The following is a 17,398-nucleotide window of genomic DNA, read 5'->3' as shown; positions in this document are numbered from 1 at the left end:
GTTCGCGCGCCTCTAGTTGGGGGGGGGGCGGGGGCCGGGCGCGCTGGCGGGGGCCGGGGCGCGGCGGTGCTCCCCCCCGGGGGTGGCCCACCACGGGGGAGGGCCGGGAATCCCCACCGGTCGGTCAGGTGGGGGCGACTACGACATTGGTGGCCGCGACCGCGGGGCGGACCCGTCTGGCCAGGTCCACGGCATCGCCCCGGGCCCAGATGTGGGTGAAGAAGAGGCGCGGTTCGTCCGTCAGGCCGTGGTTGTGGAGCTCGACGAGGTCGATGCCGCCCCGCCGCAGCACCGTGAGCACCTCCTGGACCTCGGTGGCGACCATGGCGAGGTCGCCGCTGAGCGCGGCCCGTCCCCCGCCGAGCGGCTGGAAGTTGAAGGCCGAGGTCGCGCCCAGGCCGGGTGGCAGGACGTGCCCCTCGTCGACGATGGTCTCGCGGCGGACGAAGATGCACGTGTGGACGTCCTCGCCGCTGCTGCCGACGGCCCCCAGCGCGGCGTCGATGCCGGCGGTGTCCAGATCGAGGGGCAGGTGCGGTGCGGGCGGGCGCGGTGCCGGCGTGCCGGTGCGGTCGAGCGCGCTCCGCAGCCCACGGGCCAGCGCCACGGCGTCGTGGCCGTGTGCGCAGACATGGGTCCACCAGACGTCCGGCCACTGCTCCGGAAGGTGCTTGTGGAGGGCGGTCAGGGCGATCCCCTGAGCCTGGAGCGCGTCGGTGAACGCCGGCAGTTCCTCCCCGGTCACCACCAGATCGCCCATCATCAGGGTGCTGCCGTCGTCGTACCGGACGAAGGAGGCGTGCGAGCCCAGCGCGAGCCCGGGGGTGATGACGACGCCGCGACTGACCACGTGCAGGTCGTGCCGCGGGAAGGGTGTGTGGTGGTAGGTCGAGCGGATGAGGTTGCCCGGGCGGCCGAGCGCGCGCGCGACGTCGACCCAGTCCGCCTCGCTGGTGGTCACCGGGGTGGGGGCGGGCCCCATGCCGCCCGAACCATGGGCTGTGGCCTTCCGCGTGGCCACGGCCCCCGCCAGGCCGGCCAGCACTGGTAGCAGTCCGGCCGCCGCCAGCAGTGGTCGTCGCCGTAGAGCGGGGGGAACAGGGTTCCCGGGTGTTGCGTATTCGGTCTTCACAGGCACCTCCAGGGCCCGAAGCGGGGACGGGAGCCGGTCCCCGCGTCGTGCCTCGGCGGCGCGGGGACCGGCTCCCGTCCGGGCCGGCCGCCAGGGGTGTGGGCGGCCGGGCGAACGATCGGATGGGGGAACGGTTCGACTTCCGGTCAGGAACCGGGTGAGGCCCAGGTGCCCAGGGACATCTCGGCGGTGATGCCCGGGCCGAACCCGGCCATCAGCCCGTGGTGGCCGTCGAGCGCCGACTTCTCGTCGAACATCCGGGCCAGGGCGTCGAGCACGACCGCACTGGCGATGTTGCCGTACTGCGTGAGGGTGGCCCGGCTGAACCGGAACGCCTCGGGCGGCACCTTCAGGAAGCGGCTCAGGTCGTCCAGGATCCGTGGACCGCCGGCGTGGATGATGTAGAAGTCCAGCATGCCCACGTCCCACCGGTGCTGCTCGGCGACCGCACGCAGGGCAGGGCTGAGGGGCTCCATCGTCCCTGGCACCCGCTTGTCCAGCTGGAAGTGGAACCCGGTGGGGCGGACCGCGTAGGAGATCCACTCCTCGGTGTTCGGGATGAGGTACGAGCCGTTGCGCTCCAACCGGATCCCGGTGCCGCCCTCGCCCCGGACCACGGCGGCGGCGATCCCGTCGCCGAACAGGCCGTTGGACAGCAGCGACCCCACGCCCAGGTCGGTGGGCTGGTAGCACAGCGAGCAGAACTCGCAGGCCACGATCAGCACGTTGGCGCCCGGGTAGGCCGAGCAGAAGTCATGAGCCCGGTTCACCGCCGCGCCGCCGGCCGCACAGCCCAGTTGGGCGATCGGCAACTGCCGGGTCTCCGGCCGGAAGCCCAGCTTGTTGATCAGCCACGCCGTGAGCGACGGCATCATGAAGCCGGTGCACGACACGTAGACGATCAGGTCGATCTGGGACGGCTCCACCTGAGCTGTTTCGAGGGCCCTGATCACCACCGTCGGGACGCGGGCCTTGGACTCCGCCTCGAAGACGGCGCTGCGCTCGTCGAACCCCGGGTGCTTCAGCACCACGTCGATGGGTTGGATCAGATGCCGGGTCTGCACCCCGGTGTTCTTGATGAGGCGCAACGCCAGATCGAGCTGGGGATGGTCGTGGTGGAGTCTGCGCGCCAGTTCGAGGGTTTCCTCGTTGGTGATGACGTTCTCCGGCACGGCTATCGCCGGCTTGCACAGAACGGCCATGGGACTTCCTCCTGACAGGCGGAGTTCCCGGTGGGACCCCGGCGAGGCGGGGAATTCAGCACTCGCCGGCAGCCGCTGCGAGCCGGACGCGTGGAGACCGGCGCGGCGGCGGGACTCACCGGGCGGAACCCAACCGGGCGGCAGACGAGTCGGCAGAGCGAGGATCGGAGGCTCGCTGTGCGGATGGTTGCGCCGGCCGCGAGTTGGTTCGGGCCACGTCAGCCCAATCTACGGAAGGTGGGTCCAGCACGCACCTCGGCCCGCATACTCCGACGTGCGCGGGCCGAGGTGGGCGGGCCGAGGTGGGCGGGCCGAGGTGCACGGCGATGGCCGAAGCGAGGCGGCGGCGGGCGAGCGCCGGGGCGTCGGGGCGCCGTCACCAGGTGACCGGCAGCCCGAGCGGGTAGCGCCAGATCGACGAGGTGTTCCACGCCAGCTCCGCGGCCGGCTTCGCCAGCGCGATCCTGGGAAAGCGCTCCAGCAGAGTCCCGAGGGCGACTTCGAGTTCGGTGACGGCCAGCGGTGCGCCGAGGCAGTGGTGCGCGCCCCAGCCGAAGGTCATGTGGGAGGGGCTGGTCCGCTCCAGGTCCAGCTCGTCGGGCCGCTCGAACCGGCGGGCGTCCCGGTTGGCGGTCAGGTAGGAGACGTGCACGATGTCCCCCGCCGGGATCGTCACCCCGCTCAGCTCCACGTCCTCAAGGGCCACCCGGGGGATGCCGACGCCCTTGCGGAACGGGATGAGGCGGAGCATCTCATGGATCACCTGGGTGAGCATCTCGGGCCGCTCGCGCAGGAAGGCGCGCACGTCCGGCCGGGTGAGGATGGTGTACGAGAGGTTTCCGAGCTGGTACGTCGTGGTGTCCTGGCCGGTGATCAGCAGGACCATGGCCATCACGGTGAGTTCCTGGTCGTCGAGGACCTCGTCCCCGTCGCGGGCCGTGGCCAGCGCGCTGATCAGGTCGTCACCGGGGTTCCTGCGCCGTTCGGCCGTCAGCTCGGCGAAGTACGCCCGCAGGTCGGCCTTGGCCCGCACCGCGTTCGGCTTGTTGTCCAGGTCCATGTTCATCATCGTCCGGGCGTTGGCCCGCAGCTGTGCGCTGTCGGTCTCGGGGATCTCCAGGACCTCGCAGATCGTGATCAGCGGGAGCGGGTGGGCCAGGTGCTCCATCAGGTCGGCCGGGGGACCCTGGTCCCGCATCCGGTCCAGCAGCTCGTTCACCACGTGCTGGGTACGGTCCCTCATCCGCTCGATGTGGTCGGGTGTGAAGCCCTTGGAGACCAGGCTGCGCAGGCGGGCGCTGGCGGGCGGGTCCATGACGTTGATCGCCTCGGCCTGGACGATCGGCTCGGGGGTCATGCGCGGGAAGTCCCGGCCGACGATGGCGTGGCGGCTGAAACGCCGGTCAGTGGTCACCGTGCGTACGTCGTCGTACCCCGTGACGAGCCAAGCCTCCCCCTCGCCGTAGGGGAGGCGGATGCGGCTGGCCGGTGCGTCGTTCATGAGCTCCCGGAGCGTCGGGTCGAACTCAAGTGCTTCGGCGAAGTCGAACGGGCAGTGCCGTGCGCTGGAGTCGGTGGACATGCGGACCTCCAGGTCTGGGCCGTGCGGGCCGGACAGTGAGGCGGACGAAGTGGACTGAGCACCGGTACCCGATCGGTCGGCCGCACACACCGGTGGAGGCGCGGGACCACCGGTAATTCATCCGGGCTGATCAGTGACAGGGGTGCCGGTGCCCCGTGGACGGCGATCCGACCGTGGACGACCTGGAGGTCACAACCGCCGGGTACGGTGCCCCGTCCGGCCGAACCGGGCCCGCGTCGGTCACCACGAAGGACGAGGCCAGAGCCGACGAGCCGGACCTCGTCCTGCAAGCACCCCGGCAGTACTAGGCCGAACGAACGACGGGCTCCCGGGCCCCGGGGCCGATCCGCCGCCCGACCCCGCGGCGCGATCGTGGGGGCATGAACGCAGCACAGCGCACCGACTCCGCCCCCGTCGCTCTGGTCACCGGCGCCTCCCGCGGCCTCGGACTGGCCCTCGCGCACGCCCTCGCCGCCGATGGCTGGCAGCTGGTCATCACCGCCCGCGGCGAGGCCGAACTCGCCGAGGCCGAGGTGGCCTTGGCCGCCGTCACCAAGGCCGTCGCCCTACCGGGCTCGATCGTCGACGACGACCACCGTGCCCACCTGGCCGAGGCCGCCGAAGGCCTCGGCGGCGCGAGCCTGTTGGTCAACAACGCCGGTTCGCTCAACGGCGCCACCGGCCCCGGCGCCGAACCGCTGCCCCGGCTGGCCGACTTCCCGCTGCCGGACCTGCTGGAGCTCTTCGAGGTCAACGCGCTCGCCCCGATCGCCCTCACCCAGCTCGTCCTGCCCCAACTGCGCGCCCACTCGGGTGCCGTCCTCAACATCAGCTCGGACGCCGCCGTGGAGCCCTACCTCGGTTGGGGCGGTTACGGCGCCAGCAAGGCCGCGCTCGACCTGGCCACCGCCGTACTGGCGCGGGAGGAAGAGGAGTTGAGGGTCTGGGCGGTCGACCCGGGCAGCATGTGCACCCGGATGCTGCAGGAGGCCAGCCCCGCCGAGGACATCTCCGGCGAGCCGCTGCCCGCGCAGGTCGCGCCCGTTCTGCTCGGGCTGCTGCGCGACCGCACTCCCTCCGGCCGCTACCGCGCGGAGGACCTGGCGGCGGCGCCGGATGCCGACCGGGCACCGGCCGCCGAACAGGGGCCGGCGGCCGACCGGGGTGGGCGATGACGACCCTGGCCGAGCCGGCGATCGACGTCACCGTCCCGCCCGAACTCTCCGCCCGCGCACCGGCGGAGGCGCGCGGCGGCGCCCGCGACGGCGTACGGATGCTGGTCGGCCGCCGCGCCACCGGTGCCGTGGAGCACCGCCGTTTCACCGACCTGCCCGAAGCGCTGCGCCCGGGGGACCTCCTGGTGGTCAACAACTCGGCCACCCTCCCGGCCGCCCTGCCGGGCCGACTGCCCGACGGCACCCCGGTCGCCCTGCACCTGTCCTCGGCGCAGCCGGACCAACTGGGCGCCCACCTGGTCGAGTTGCGCCGACAGGTGCCGGGCTCGGCAGCTTCCTACTACCCGCCGCGGGAGTCCCCGGCCCGGCCGGGGCTGCGCGTCGCACTGCCGGCCGGTGGCGCGGCCGAGCTGGTGCAGCCCTTCACCGAACGCCTCTGGTATGCCGAACTGTCCCTTCCCGCAGCCCTGTTGCCGTACCTGGAGGTGCACGGCCGGGCGATCCGGTACGGCTACGTGGACCGCGACTGGCCGATCGAGGCTTACCAGACGGTCTTCGCCAGCGTGCCGGGCAGCAGCGAAATGCCCAGTGCCGCACGCCCGTTCTCGCCGGAGGTGGTGGCCCGGCTGGCCGGTCGGGGCGTGCTGGTCACTCCCGTCACCCTGCACACCGGGGTGGCCTCGCCGGAGGCGCACGAGGCCCCGTACGCGGAGCGCTTCCACGTCCCCGCCGCCACCGCCCGGCTGGTCGGCCACGTCCGGGCCGGGGGCGGACGGGTGATCGCCGTCGGCACCACCGTCGTCCGCGCCCTGGAGTCGGCCGTCGGGCCGGACGGCACGCTCCAGGAGACGGACGGCTGGACGGAGTTGGTGATCACCCCGGAGCGCGGGGTGCGCGCGGTGGACGGGCTGCTCACCGGCTGGCACGAGCCGCGCGCCTCCCACCTGCTGATGCTGGCCGCCGTCGCGGGGCGCCCGCTGCTGACGGCCTGCTATCGCGAGGCCGTCCAAGGGCGGTACCTGTGGCACGAGTTCGGCGACGTCAACCTGCTGCTGCCGGACTGAGCAGGTCGGACGGTATAGGCGGCGTCCATGGCGACCAGCTGTACGACGGTGCGGTCCACCGCGGTGCCCTGGGCCTTGACCGGCCGTCGTCGCGGCGGCGAGGACCAGCCGGCTGCCGCCGACCTCGGCGGCAGCCGGCGCGGTGTTGCCGGTCGCCCTGCCGGCGTCCCCCAGCGGCACCGCCGATGGTCCACCGCCAGCCCCGCCCCGCCCCCTGGCGAGCAGGCGATCACGGCACCGACCCGACGGAAGGCCGTTCAGGCCAGCAGGGTCTGCGCCACGTGGTGGGTGTCCAGGTACTCGCGGACGGCGGTGATCAGGCCGTTCTCGACGGTGAACACGCCCAGGCAGTGGTTCTCGTACGCAGCGCCGTTGGCGGCCTTTCCGACGGCGGTCCACTCGGCCACCGCCTGCGAGCCGTCGGCGAGGACGCGGGTGAGGGTGAGGGTCGGCAGGCCGTCCGGGGCGAAGAGGGTGCCGACCCGGCCGAGGAAGTCACCGAAGATCTCCTGCTTGCCGCGCCAGGTGCGGGAGAGTTCGAGGCTGCCCGGATAGGTCCAGGTGGCGTCCTCGGCGAACAGGGCGATGGCGGTGTCCCGTTCGCCCGCGGCGAGCCGGGTGATGTACTCGGTGACGACGGTGCGGGCATCGGTCTGCACGGTGGGCTCCTCTGGTCCGTCCGGTCGGGGCTCTCCCGCCGTGGCACCAGCAAAGCCCAGCGGCCGTACGGGCGGCCAACAACCCCCGGCCCGGTCCGACAACGATCGGTTGTTCACGCGGTCGGGTACCCCGGTGGCAGCTCCAGCTCGAACCAGACCACCTTGCCCTCTGCGGTCCGGCGGCTGCCCCAGCGGTGCGCCAGCTCGTTGACCAGGTGGATGCCGCGACCGCCCTCGTCCTCGTTGCGGGCGTGGCGGATCCGGGGCGTCGCGCTCTCCCGGTCGGCGACCACCACGGTGAGCACCCGGTTGCAGAACAGGCGCAGCTGGGTGGGGGATCCGGCGTGCACCAGGGCGTTGGTGATCAGCTCGCTGGTGAGCAGCTCGGCCCAGTCGATGAGCGCGGTCAGGCCCCAGGCGGTGAGCGTCTCGCGGGTGAAGCGGCGCGAGTGGGCGACCATCGCGTGGTCACCGCTGAGCGGCAGGGAGGCGATCAGGTCGGCGCCCTCCGGGCGGACCTGCGCCATGATGACGGCGATGTCGTCCTCGGCGGTGCGCCCGGTGAGCCGGGTCAGGACGGCGTCGCAGGTCTGTTCCAGCGAGCGGCTCCGGTCGGCGACCGTACGGCAGAGCAGTCGCAGGCCCTCGTCGAGGTCGCGGCCCCGGCGTTCGACCAGGCCGTCGGTGTAGAGGGTCAGGATGGCCTGCTCGGGAAGGGTGAACTCGACGCTCTCGAAGGGGACTCCACCCACGCCCAGCGGCGCGCCGGGCGGCAGGTCGACGAGACGGGCGTTGCCCTCGGTGTCGGCGACCACGGGCGGCAGGTGGCCGGCGCAGGCGGCGGTGCAGCTGCGGTCGGCCGGGTCGTAGACCACACAGACGCAGGTGGCGAACTGGCCCTCGCCGAGTGCCGCGGTGGCCTCGTCCAGCCGGTGCAGCACCCGCGTCGGGTTGAGCTCCAGGGTCATCAACGTCCTTGCCACTGTCCGGAGTTGGCCCATGGTGGCGGCCGCCCGGATGCCGTGGCCCATCACGTCGCCGACGATCAGCGCGACCCGCCCCAAGGAGAGCGGCACCACGTCGAACCAGTCGCCGCCGACCTCGCTGACCACGCTGCTGGGCAGGTAGCGGTAGGCGAGCTCCAGGCCGATGGTGCGGTGGATCTCCTGTGGCAGCAGGCTGCGTTGGAGGGTGAGCGCGGTGTCCCGCTCGCGGCGGTAGAGCCGGGCGTTGTCGATCGCCAGCGCAGTGCGCGCGGCCAGCTCCTCGGCCAGCGACCGGTCCGCCGGGCCGAACGGCACGGGATTGTGGGTACGGACGAACTCCGCACCGCCCAGCACGAGTCCGCGCGCGACCAACGGCACCATCAGGTACGAGTGCACCCCGGCGGCCAGCCCCGGCTGCACCCGGTCGGGGGAGGCGACGATCCGCCGCAGCTCCTTCTCGGTCACCGCGGACACCAGGACCGACCGCCGGGTGCGCAGGCTCTGCGCGTACACCTCGGCCGACTGCGAGGTCTCGCCCACCTGGTCGGCCGCCGCCGTCATGCTGCCGTCCGGCGCCGAGTCGCCGACCGCCACCGCCCGCATCAGCACCGGCCCGTCGCTCGGCACCGGGCCGGGCTCCTCGCCGCCGAGCACGGCGTCGCGCAGGTCCACCGTGACGAAGTCGGCGAAGCGCGGGAGCACCACGTCCACCAACTCCCTCGCGGTGCGGTGCAGATCGAGGGTGGTGCCGATCCGGTTGCTGGCCTCGTTCAGCAGACCCAGCCGCTGCTGGGCGGCCCACGCCTCGTCCAGCGCCCGTTGCCGGGCGGCGGCCGCGTCGCGTTCGCGGGTGAACAGCAGGGCGTTGTCGATCGACACCGCCGCCCGCACCGCCAACTCCCCTGCCAGCGCCAGGTCCTCGTCCCCGTACGGGCGTTCCACCAGGGTCCGGTAGAAGCCCGCGACGCCGACCGGATTGCCGCGCGCGATCAGCGGCACGACCATGAGCGAGCGCACGTTCTGCTCCCGTACGGCGGCGGTGCGCACCGGGTCCTCGGCGAACCAGGCCATGCCCTCCTCGTCCATCCGGGGCACCAGCACCGGCTTGCGGTGCGCCAGGCTCCACGCGTACGGCGAACCCGGCAGGAAGCGGTGCACCCCGCCCAGCCGGTTGATCGGCGCCAGGGTCGAGCCGCGCACCGAATGGAACGCCATCCGCCGCAGCAACGCCGAGCCGTCCGCCGGGGCCCGTACCTCGCGCTCGCCCCGGACCAGCTCCTCCAGCACCTCCACCACCACGGTGTCGGCCAGCCGGGGCGTCGCCACCTCGGCCAACTCCTGGGCGGTCCGGTCGAGATCGAGCGTGGTGCCGATCCGGGCCGACGCGGCGTTCACCAGTGCCAGCCGCTCCTGCGCGGCCTTCGCCTCGCGCAGCGCCTGCTGCCGGGCCAGCACCGTCTGGTGCTGGCGCAGGTACAGCCGGGCGTTGTCGATCGCGACCGCCGCGCGCGAGGCCAGCTCGTCGCCGAGCGTGATGTCGGCCTCGGCGAAGGACTCCCGCTCGCCGCGCCGTGAGTACACCACCATGCCGAGCGTGGTGCCGCGCGCTACCAGTGGCGTGATCCGCACCGAACGCGGTCGGTCGCCGAGGAACGCCTGGCGGCGGCTCTCGCTGAGGCCGTCGGCCAGCGGCGACAGCTCCCAGGACGGCACCACCACCGTCCGTCCGGTGATCATCGCCCGGGCGTACGGGGAGTCCGGCGGCAGGTCGTAGACCGAGTCCACCGGCAGCGCGTCGGCCGGGTACAGCGGGTCGGACGTCGCCAACGCCAGGCGGCGCACCGGCTGCGTGGCGTCAGGGGCGGGCGGCTCGACGTTGCGCCCGGCGATCAGCGCCTCCAGGGCGAACACCCCGCTGATGTCCGCGACCCTGGGCACCATCGCGTCGGCCAGCTCGCGGGCGGTCTGCCGCAGGTCCAGCGTGGTGCCGATCGAGGCGGTCGCGTCCACCAGCAGTGACAGCCGCTCCTGCGCCCGGGCCGCCCGGGCGTCGGCGCGGTAACGTTCCGTCACATCGATGATGGTCGCACTCACCCCGAGCACCCGCCCGCCCCGGTCCGCGAGCCGGAAGTACGAGGCGGACCAGGCTCTGTCGCGATGCGGATTCCCCGGTGTGCGGCCGTGCGAACGGAAGTCCACCACCGGAAGACCGTTCGCCAGCACCTGCCGCATCACCGCCTCGGCCTCCGCGGCGTTGATCCCCGGCAGCACCTCGGTCAGCCGGCGGCCCAGGTGCGCCTCGGCGGCCAGGCCGTTGGCCCGTGCCAGCGCCTCGTTCAGCCTGACGAATCGCAGCTCGTTGTCGAACACGGCCATGCCCACGGGGGACTGGGTGAAGAAACCGTCCAGCACGGCCAGATCCGCCTGGATCCGCCGCAGCGTGGTCACCTCTGAGGCCACCGCCAGCACCAGCGGAGCCCCGTCCGGCCCCTGGACCGGATGGGTGCGGAACTCCAGGTTCACCAGGTGCCCGTCCCGGTGCCGAACCGGGAACACCCCCGACCACTCCCGGCCCGCCAGGATGTCCCCGAACAGCTCCAGCACCTCGGGCCGCTGCTCGACCGAGGTCAGCAGCTTGGCCGCCTTCGCGCCCACGGCCTCGTCCGCACGGTAACCGAGCAGCGCCTCCGCGTCGTCGCTCCAGTGCAGGATCCGCCCGTCGGCCGCGACCAGCGCGGTGGCGATCGGCACCATCAGCAGGGCGTCCTGCTGAGGGTCCCCCCGGCGCTGTCCGTCGTCGTTCACCATGGCCAGAGGACCGCCCAACCACCCGGGAACTCGTTCCCACCAGCCCTGCCATCCTCGCACGCAGCACCCGGGCCGCGCTCATCGTGACTGGCCGCGCGGTCGTCCGGGCGCGCTGGTCGGCGGCGACGTGAATGCCTGTGTCGGTTGCGGACCGGGGTGTGTGGTGCCTGGCGGAAGAGGTGCAGCCTCACTGATTTTCGGGGCCGCCGAGGTGGTAGCGGTGGGTTGTTGTGCGTGGGAGGTCGGCGGTGGCGGCTTTCTGCGGTGCGCCGAGCCAGGCGCGGGCCACGGAGCAGTGTGGCTTGCCGTGTTGGGAGGGGTTGCCGTGCACAGGAAGTCGGTGGGCCCGACCTCCTGTGCCGGGTCACCGGGTGGTGGCGTGTTCGGGGACGGGGGGTACGGGTCGGGGGCGGGGTTCGGGGGTGCGGGTGGCGAGGGTCAGGGCGGCGCCGAGGAGGCAGAGGGCGGCGGCGACCAGAACCGCGCGGTCGGTGCCGGTGGCCAGGGCGTGGGCGGCGGCGCCGGGGCCGGGGGTGGTGGGGCGGGCGGAGCCGGCGACGGCGACAGTGACGGCCACGCCCAGGGCTGAGCCGATGTAGCGGGACGTGTTGTTGGCGCCGGAGCCCATGGCGGCCCGGTGGGCGGGGACGCTGCTGACCGCGAGCCGGGCGAGGGCCGCGTTGAGGACGCCACTGCCGACGCCGGCGACCGCGAGGCCGGGGGCGAGCCGGAGCCAGCCGGCGCTGGGAGTGAGTCCGTGGAGTCCGCCCTCGCCGAGACCGCAGACCAGCAGGCCGAGGGCGACCTGGGCGGTGGCCGAGAGACGCGCGGCCAGCCGTCGGGCCTGGAGGGCGGAGAGCACGGAGAGGCCCGACCAGATGGCCAGTACTCCGCCCGCGGCCAGACCGGAGAGGCCGAGCACGCCCTGGAGCAGGGTGGGCAGGTAGCTCATGAAGCCGACCAGCGAGAGTCCGGTGAACATGGCGCCGCCGGTCGCGGCGATGAAGCCGGGGCTGCGGAACAGGGCGAGGTCGAGCATCGGTTCGCGGACCTTCGCCTCGACGAGCGCGAAGGCCGCGAGCAGCAGCACCCCGCCCGCGAGCAGGGCCACCACCAAGGGCCGTCCCCAGCCGCTGCGGCCCTCGGCGAGACCGGCGATGAGCAGGGAGGTCCCGGTGGTGAGGGTCAGGACGCCGTACGGGTCGAGCGCGCGGGGGCGTTCGGCCCGGGACTCGGTGAGGCAGGCGGTGGCGCAGGCGGCCACGGCGGCCGAGACCACGGCGAGCCCGCCGCTGACCGCGCGCCAGCCGGCCCACTGCTGGACGAGCGCGCCGTAGACCGGTCCGACCGCGATGCCGAGGCCGACGGCCGCGCCCCAGATGCCGAGGGCCCGGATGCGGTCCGGCCCGGCCGGGTGGGCCTGGCTGACCAGCCCGAGTGCGGGAGCCAGGACGGCGGCCGAGGCGACGCCGAGCAGCACCCGCGCGGCCAGGTAGACGGCGCCGGCGGGGGCGAGTGCGGCGAGGGCCTCGGCGGCGGCGAACAGCAGCATGCCGAAGGTGAAGACCCGCTTGCGGCCGTGGTCGTCGGCGGCGCTGCCGGCCGTGAGGAGCAGTGTCGAGATGCCGACCAGGGTGCCGGTGAGGATCCAGGTGCGACCGGAGGCGCCGAGGTGGGCGGCCTGGGCGGTGGCGGCGAGCGAGGCGGTGGGCGCGGTGTAGGCGACGGTGGTCAGGGCGGTCGCGGCCGCCGTGACGGCCAGGGTGGCGGTAGGTCGGACGGGCCCGGTGACGGGGGCGGAGCCGGGTGGTGCGGGGGACATGGGTGTTCCCTCCGGAAGCTGGACCAATGAGTCTGGTGAATGAACCTTCATCTTCGGCAGCACGCTACCACTGCTGGTCTGTTCATTGAACCTCTCCTGGGAGTGGACTACGCTGGCCCGCATGGCGTTGGGAACCGACTACGAACTGCAGGAGTGCGCACTGGCCCGCGCCCTGGAGGTGGTCGGCGAGCGCTGGAGCCTGCTGATCGTCCGCGACGCGTTCTACGGCGTGCAGCGCTTCAACGACTTCCTCGCCCACCTCGGCATCCCGCGCGCCGTGCTCACCGCCCGGCTCAACGCCCTGGTCGCGGCCGGGGTGCTGCGCAAGGAGCCGTACCAGCAGGCGCCGCTGCGCCACGGCTACCTGCTCACCGAGACCGGCCTCGAACTCTGGGGGCCGCTCTACCAGTTGAGTCGCTGGGGTGGCCGGCACGCCACCGACGGCGGCCCGCACCACCTGTTCGCGCACGCCCGTTGCGGCACCGACCTGGACCTCGTCGGCGCCTGCCCCGAGTGCGGCGGCGGGCCCGTTCCCCCGGCCGAGGTCGTCATGCGCCCCAACCCCGCCCGTACCGGCGGCCACCGCGACGACCCGGTCTCCCGAGCCCTGGTCCGCCCCCACCTGCTGCTCGAACCGGTCGCCTCGGCGGCGGCGTAGCGGGCACCACGGGGCCCGTCAGCTCCTCGCTGCGCCGAATCCGATCTGCAGCCTGCGCAGCAGCGCCGTGCCCGCCGGGTCCACCGACCGCCGGGTGTTGGCCAGCACCGCCACCCCCACCTGCTGTTCCGGGTCGAAAGCGACGAAGGAGCTGGACCCGCCCGTCCCCCCGTTGTGCCACAGCTGGAGGTGCCTGCCCTGCTGGGCGTGCAGCCGGTGGCCGAGCCAGCCGAGGTGTGCCCAGGCGAACGGGTTGACCCGGTGCCTGGTCTCCCGGGTGAGCAGGATCGCGGGCGCCAGCGGAGCGTCGGGCTCGCGTTCGGCGGCCAGCTGCGCCCGCAGGAACACCGCGAGGTCGGCCGCGGTCGAGCGCAGCCCGCCCATGGCCGGAAGCGCGGCCAGGTCCCAGGAGGGCACCGGCCGCCCGCCCGGCGCATGGCCGTGCGCCAGCCGTTCGGACTGTTCCGCGCCGGGCCGCAGACAGGTGTCGGCCAGCCCCAGCGGCGCGCAGACCTCCTGGGTCACCAGTTCCTCGTACCCGGTGCCGGCCCGGTGGGCGAGGGCCATGCCGAGCAGCCCGGCGCCGAGGTTGGAGTAGCGGAAGCTGCGCCCGGGTGCGGAGTGCAGTCTCGTCCGGGCGAGCCCGGACAGTATTCGCTCGGCGGTGCAATGGGCGTACGGATCGGGCCGGTTGGGTTGGAGCAGGGCGCGCGCCACCATGCCCCGGGGCAGCCGGGGGAGCCCCGAGGTGTGGGTGGCGAGGTGCCGCAGCGTGATCGGCTGGCCGCCCCGGGCCGGGACGGCCGCCCGGCCGGGGAGCACCTCGGTGAGCGGCTCGTCGAGCCGCACCATGCCGTCGAGCGCCAGCCGGGCGAGCACGAGCGACGTGAACACCTTGGTGACGGAGCCGATGTCGAAGAGCGTGTGCGCCCCGGGCACCCCGCCGCCGGGCCCCGTCCGCCCGGCGCCGTGGATCTCCACGGCATCACCGGCCAGCCCGGCGACCACCACACCGACGTGCCGGCCCGCGAGCCGGTCGGCGGTCTGCTCCACCAGGCGGGCGAGTTCGTTCATGTACGTGAGCCTAGGCGGCCACGACCTGCGAAGTCGTCCGCCCGGAAAATGATTTCGATCGCTCCGGATGCTCCTACGGGCGTACGCCCCGCGCCGCGCGGCTGCGCCTCGCGAAGTAGGCCCCGCTGCGCCCGGATCAGCAGCGCAGGACGGCAGGACGGCGGGCCGCCCGGCGGCGCGCGCTTCGGCAAGGCATCGACCCGCCGCCCGCCGCAGGTCCGCAGTCCCGAGGTCCCGCGAAACCGTGGACCCGGCCGCCGCGGACCGGCGGTCCCGCCGACCCGCCGTCAGCAGCTCAGGTTGCCCCCGGGCACCGTCCCGAGGATCTCCACGAACCCCTGGTACAGGCTGATCCGGTGCTGCATCTGCGCAGTGTTGTTGCCGTTGCACTCCAGCGCGCCGTTGATGCTGCGGATCGTCTCACCGAAGCCCCGCCCGCTGACCATCGCCTCGTGCGCGGTCATGGTGCCGGGGCCGTTCTGGGTGTTCCAGTACCAGAGGCCGGTCTTCCACGCGACGGCCGGATCGGTCTGCACCAGGTCCGGGTGGTTCAGCAGGTCGAGGCCGAGTGCGTCGCCCGCCGCCTTGTAGTTGAAGTTCCAGCTCAGCTGGATCGGCCCGCGTCCGTAGTACGCGGCCTGCCCGGCCGGGCACCCGTACGGCTGCGAAGCGTCGCAGTAGTGCGGGTAGTTGGAGGTGTTCTGCTCGACCACGTGGACCAGACCGCCGGTCTCGTGGCTCACGTCGGCGAGGAAGGCCGCGGCCTCCTGCCGCCGTACGGTGTCGCTGCCGGTGGCGGCGAAGCCGGGGTACGCGACGGTCGCGTCCAGCAGGCCCTGGTGGGTGTAGAAGGGGTTCCGGTTCGGGAACATCCGGTCGAACTGCGCCTGGCTGACCGGGAATCCGCCCGGGTCGGAGGTCGGGGTCGGAGTGGGGGTCGGGCCGGGATCGGTGGGCCCGCCGCAGGGGCCCTGGTCGGCCCAGACCCCGGAGCCGCCGGTGCTCGGCGGCTCGTTCTGGGTCCACCACTTGGCCGTCCAGTTGTGCCCGTCGTAGGAGACGGCCGCGCCGCCGGTGTACACGGCGGTGGGGCTCCACGCGGTGCCGCAGGCGGCGGCGCTGGCGGAGGCCGGGAGGAGCCCCGCGAGTGCGAGCGCCGTGACCACGGCGGACAGCAGCGCGAGCAGGCGTTTGGTTGACACGTCATCACCCCTTGTGCGGTGGGGGCCGCACGTCGTCGAGACAGGGACCTGGTCGGGGCAGGGGAGCCGGGCCCCGTGCGGAACGGCGCGTCGTGGGGGGACGGCCGTCCGGGGTGCTGGCCGGTACGGGGCTGGTACCGACTCAAGCCGACTGGTCTATACCTGTCAAGAGGCCAAGCGGAAGCCGCTTCTGATGGGGTGTGTGTCGAGGCGCCGGGGGTGTCGGGGTTCGGGAGCGCTACGCCTCCCCGAGGGCCGCCCGCAGCCGGGCCGCGACCTCCGCCGCCCCCGCCTCGTCGGGGTACTTCCCCCGCGGCCAGAAGAACCCGCGCAGCCCGTCCTTCGGATTGCGCGGCACCACGTGCACGTGCAGGTGCGGCACCGACTGGCTGATCCGGTTGTTCGCCGCCACGAAGCTCCCCGCCGCGCCCAGTCCCTGCTCGACCGCCGCTGCCACCCGCTGCACCCGCAGGAAGAACGGTCCGACCTCCTCGGCGGGCAGGTCCGCCAGGGTCCGGTGATGGGCGCGCGGCACGACCAGCACGTGGCCGGGGAAGAGCGGCCGACGGTCCAGGAAGGCCACCGCCGTCCCGTCGTCCAGCACCCGGTGCGCGGGCTCCTCGCCCGCCACCACCGCACAGAACACGCAGTCCATCCGTCCATTCAAACCACCGGCGGAGTTCCCGGCAGCCCCGCCAACCCGGGCCGGCCCGCCTTCACCCGTCCGGCGGCCGACGGGGTGCGCCCGCGCACGCGCCGAGCGCACCGTGCTGCGAGGGGGAGGGGGACGGACCGACGTGGCGCACCGAGTGCCGCAGGAGGAGGTGGCCGGATGTCGGGCAGGTTCGAGGTCTACCAGGACGCCAGCGGCAAGTACCGGTTCCGGCTCACGGCGGGCAACGGCGGGATCGTCGCCACCGGCCAGGGCTACGCCAGCAAGGCCGCCGCCCACAAGGGCGTCGAGGCCGTCCGGCGGGCGGCCGACGGCGCAGCGGTCACCGACGTTCCGAAGCGCGCCTGAGCAGGGGTGCGCCCGGTACCCGCCCGGTCCGTCGCCGCCCCGCCCGCCCGGCCTGCCGCCGGCCGGGCGGGCGGCAGGACCGGCGGCGGGGCAGCCTCGCACCAGCGGGGCACGCGGAGAGGCACGACACGTCTGCCCGAAGGCGTGGGCCCACCTACTCGTACCGGTACAGCAGCGCCTCCCGCTCCGTCTGCTCGATCATCTCGATGGTCAGCGACCCGTCCCGCAGGTGTGACAGCGTGACCTCCGCGGAGCTCGGCTGCGCGTCCTCGGCCAGCCAGTTCTCCGGTTTCCACGCTGAGCCCCGCAGCAGCGACTTCGGGCAGTGCGCGTACACCTCCTCCACGGCCACCACGATCGCGCTGCGCGGCGGCTTGCCGACGGCGGTCAGCTGCCGCAGCAGTTCCGGGTCGGTGGAGACGCAGGCGCGCCCGTTGACGCGCAGCGTGGTGTCCCGGCCGGGTACGACGAAGAGCAGTCCGACCCGGCCGTTCTCCAGGATGTTGTGCAGGGTGTCCAACCGCTTGTTGCCGGTGGCGTCCGGAATGGCCAGGGTGTACTCGTCGAGCACGGAGACCAGCCCGGCCGGCCCGCCGCGCGGGGAGACGTCGCAGCGTCCGGCGGCGTCGGAGCTGGCGACGAACACCAGCGAGGAGCAGGCTATGAGCCGCTGGGCGACCTCGTGGAGGCGGTCGACCTGCTTGCGGCGCGCGTGCTCGCCCGGCTGCTCGTAGACCTCGCGCAGCTGGGCCGGCTCCGTGAGGGCGCCCGCGCTGAGGGCGGCGAACAGGCCGTTCGGACTGTCCGGAGCGGTGGTTGACGGTGCGACGGCGTCCGGTGTGAGGGTCATGCGGCGAATCTAGCCGAGGCCGTTCGCCGCGCCGAAGGACCGGGTTCGCGGCCCGCCAACGCACCGCCGCGGACGCCGTCCCGCGCCCGCGGCGGCCCCACCCGCCCGGGCCTTCGACACTCTCCGTGAAAGAGTCGCCCCACCCCTCCCCACCAGCGGTTTT

15 protein-coding genes are annotated in these 17,398 nt (G+C 73.5%); 5 read left to right on the top strand and 10 right to left on the bottom strand.

Features of this window, described 5'->3' with window-relative positions; genetic code table 11:
- Nucleotides 1-124 precede the first annotated feature (124 nt).
- The 3 genes from ACFV1W_RS11170 to ACFV1W_RS11160 all read right to left on the bottom strand — a co-directional run bounded on the left by ACFV1W_RS11170 (nt 125) and on the right by ACFV1W_RS11160 (nt 3,916).
- Nucleotides 125-982 (bottom strand): DUF1259 domain-containing protein, encoded by an 858-nt coding sequence (locus ACFV1W_RS11170; RefSeq protein ID WP_380415234.1) that lies wholly within the window; start codon nt 980-982, stop codon nt 125-127.
- Nucleotides 983-1,278: 296 nt separating this feature from the next.
- Nucleotides 1,279-2,334 carry a type III polyketide synthase gene (locus ACFV1W_RS11165; RefSeq protein WP_380415233.1) on the bottom strand — a complete coding sequence of 352 codons (1,056 nt, stop codon included), beginning with the start codon at nt 2,332-2,334 and terminating at the stop codon, nt 1,279-1,281.
- 376 nt (nt 2,335-2,710) lie between these two features.
- Nucleotides 2,711-3,916, bottom strand: coding sequence for a cytochrome P450 (locus ACFV1W_RS11160; protein ID WP_380415231.1), 1,206 nt, complete (start codon nt 3,914-3,916; stop codon nt 2,711-2,713).
- Nucleotides 3,917-4,071: 155 nt separating this feature from the next.
- Between ACFV1W_RS11160 and ACFV1W_RS11155 the strand changes: the two genes are divergently transcribed.
- The 3 genes from ACFV1W_RS11155 (at nt 4,072) to ACFV1W_RS11145 (ending at nt 6,155) form a co-directional block, all read left to right on the top strand.
- Entirely contained in the window at nt 4,072-4,224 is a 153-nt protein-coding gene (locus ACFV1W_RS11155; protein WP_380415230.1) for a hypothetical protein, read from the top strand.
- Between the two features lie 72 nt (nt 4,225-4,296).
- Nucleotides 4,297-5,091, top strand: coding sequence for an SDR family NAD(P)-dependent oxidoreductase (locus tag ACFV1W_RS11150; protein ID WP_380415228.1), 795 nt, complete (start codon nt 4,297-4,299; stop codon nt 5,089-5,091).
- A complete protein-coding gene (locus ACFV1W_RS11145; protein ID WP_380415227.1) occupies nt 5,088-6,155 on the top strand; it encodes an S-adenosylmethionine:tRNA ribosyltransferase-isomerase in 1,068 nt (355 codons plus the stop codon). The genes ACFV1W_RS11150 and ACFV1W_RS11145 overlap by 4 nt, the downstream gene beginning before the upstream one ends.
- Nucleotides 6,156-6,412: 257 nt before the next feature.
- Here the strand turns inward: ACFV1W_RS11145 and ACFV1W_RS11140 are convergent, their stop codons facing one another.
- The 3 genes from ACFV1W_RS11140 to ACFV1W_RS11130 all read right to left on the bottom strand — a co-directional run bounded on the left by ACFV1W_RS11140 (nt 6,413) and on the right by ACFV1W_RS11130 (nt 12,430).
- On the bottom strand, nt 6,413-6,814 hold the full coding sequence (locus ACFV1W_RS11140; protein WP_380415226.1) for a nuclear transport factor 2 family protein: 402 nt from the start codon (nt 6,812-6,814) through the stop codon (nt 6,413-6,415).
- 113 nt (nt 6,815-6,927) lie between these two features.
- Nucleotides 6,928-10,608, bottom strand: coding sequence for a SpoIIE family protein phosphatase (locus ACFV1W_RS11135; protein WP_380415224.1), 3,681 nt, complete (start codon nt 10,606-10,608; stop codon nt 6,928-6,930).
- A 364-nt stretch (nt 10,609-10,972) separates the two neighbouring features.
- Complete coding sequence (locus tag ACFV1W_RS11130; protein WP_380415222.1) at nt 10,973-12,430, bottom strand: MFS transporter; 1,458 nt, start codon at nt 12,428-12,430, stop codon at nt 10,973-10,975.
- Between the two features lie 121 nt (nt 12,431-12,551).
- On the opposite strand from ACFV1W_RS11130, the gene ACFV1W_RS11125 reads away from it, so the two are divergent.
- Nucleotides 12,552-13,088, top strand: coding sequence for a winged helix-turn-helix transcriptional regulator (locus tag ACFV1W_RS11125; protein ID WP_380415221.1), 537 nt, complete (start codon nt 12,552-12,554; stop codon nt 13,086-13,088).
- Between the two features lie 18 nt (nt 13,089-13,106).
- Here ACFV1W_RS11125 and ACFV1W_RS11120 read toward each other — a convergent pair whose 3' ends face one another.
- The 3 genes from ACFV1W_RS11120 to ACFV1W_RS11110 form a co-directional block, all read right to left on the bottom strand.
- Nucleotides 13,107-14,162 (bottom strand): serine hydrolase domain-containing protein, encoded by a 1,056-nt coding sequence (locus ACFV1W_RS11120; protein WP_380415219.1) that lies wholly within the window; start codon nt 14,160-14,162, stop codon nt 13,107-13,109.
- A 287-nt stretch (nt 14,163-14,449) separates the two neighbouring features.
- Entirely contained in the window at nt 14,450-15,364 is a 915-nt protein-coding gene (locus tag ACFV1W_RS11115; RefSeq protein ID WP_380415217.1) for a glycoside hydrolase family 19 protein, read from the bottom strand.
- 238 nt (nt 15,365-15,602) lie between these two features.
- Complete coding sequence (locus ACFV1W_RS11110) at nt 15,603-16,019, bottom strand: HIT family protein (protein WP_380415215.1); 417 nt, start codon at nt 16,017-16,019, stop codon at nt 15,603-15,605.
- A gap of 177 nt (nt 16,020-16,196) precedes the next feature.
- On the opposite strand from ACFV1W_RS11110, the gene ACFV1W_RS11105 reads away from it, so the two are divergent.
- Nucleotides 16,197-16,385 carry a YegP family protein gene (locus tag ACFV1W_RS11105; RefSeq protein ID WP_380415213.1) on the top strand — a complete coding sequence of 63 codons (189 nt, stop codon included), beginning with the start codon at nt 16,197-16,199 and terminating at the stop codon, nt 16,383-16,385.
- A 154-nt stretch (nt 16,386-16,539) separates the two neighbouring features.
- Here the strand turns inward: ACFV1W_RS11105 and ACFV1W_RS11100 are convergent, their stop codons facing one another.
- Nucleotides 16,540-17,235 carry an MSMEG_1061 family FMN-dependent PPOX-type flavoprotein gene (locus ACFV1W_RS11100; RefSeq protein ID WP_380415211.1) on the bottom strand — a complete coding sequence of 232 codons (696 nt, stop codon included), beginning with the start codon at nt 17,233-17,235 and terminating at the stop codon, nt 16,540-16,542.
- Nucleotides 17,236-17,398 lie beyond the last annotated feature (163 nt).

This window comes from Kitasatospora sp. NPDC059648 (assembly GCF_042734825.1).
Lineage (GTDB): Bacteria > Actinomycetota > Actinomycetes > Streptomycetales > Streptomycetaceae > Kitasatospora.
Note: the sequence above shows the minus strand (reverse complement) of the source record. Positions and strands in the feature narration are given on the sequence as shown.

Excerpts from the sequence above, each read along its gene's own strand:
- ACFV1W_RS11170 (WP_380415234.1), bottom strand. The coding sequence starts at position 982 with ATGGGGCCCGCCCCCACCCCGGTGACCACCAGCGAGGCGGACTGGGTC.
- ACFV1W_RS11165 (WP_380415233.1), bottom strand. The coding sequence starts at position 2,334 with ATGGCCGTTCTGTGCAAGCCGGCGATAGCCGTGCCGGAGAACGTCATC.
- ACFV1W_RS11160 (WP_380415231.1), bottom strand. The coding sequence starts at position 3,916 with ATGTCCACCGACTCCAGCGCACGGCACTGCCCGTTCGACTTCGCCGAA.
- ACFV1W_RS11150 (WP_380415228.1), top strand. The coding sequence starts at position 4,297 with ATGAACGCAGCACAGCGCACCGACTCCGCCCCCGTCGCTCTGGTCACC.
- ACFV1W_RS11145 (WP_380415227.1), top strand. The coding sequence starts at position 5,088 with ATGACGACCCTGGCCGAGCCGGCGATCGACGTCACCGTCCCGCCCGAA.
- ACFV1W_RS11135 (WP_380415224.1), bottom strand. The coding sequence starts at position 10,608 with ATGGTGAACGACGACGGACAGCGCCGGGGGGACCCTCAGCAGGACGCC.
- ACFV1W_RS11130 (WP_380415222.1), bottom strand. The coding sequence starts at position 12,430 with ATGTCCCCCGCACCACCCGGCTCCGCCCCCGTCACCGGGCCCGTCCGA.
- ACFV1W_RS11125 (WP_380415221.1), top strand. The coding sequence starts at position 12,552 with ATGGCGTTGGGAACCGACTACGAACTGCAGGAGTGCGCACTGGCCCGC.
- ACFV1W_RS11120 (WP_380415219.1), bottom strand. The coding sequence starts at position 14,162 with ATGAACGAACTCGCCCGCCTGGTGGAGCAGACCGCCGACCGGCTCGCG.
- ACFV1W_RS11110 (WP_380415215.1), bottom strand. The coding sequence starts at position 16,019 with ATGGACTGCGTGTTCTGTGCGGTGGTGGCGGGCGAGGAGCCCGCGCAC.
- ACFV1W_RS11105 (WP_380415213.1), top strand. The coding sequence starts at position 16,197 with ATGTCGGGCAGGTTCGAGGTCTACCAGGACGCCAGCGGCAAGTACCGG.
- ACFV1W_RS11100 (WP_380415211.1), bottom strand. The coding sequence starts at position 17,235 with ATGACCCTCACACCGGACGCCGTCGCACCGTCAACCACCGCTCCGGAC.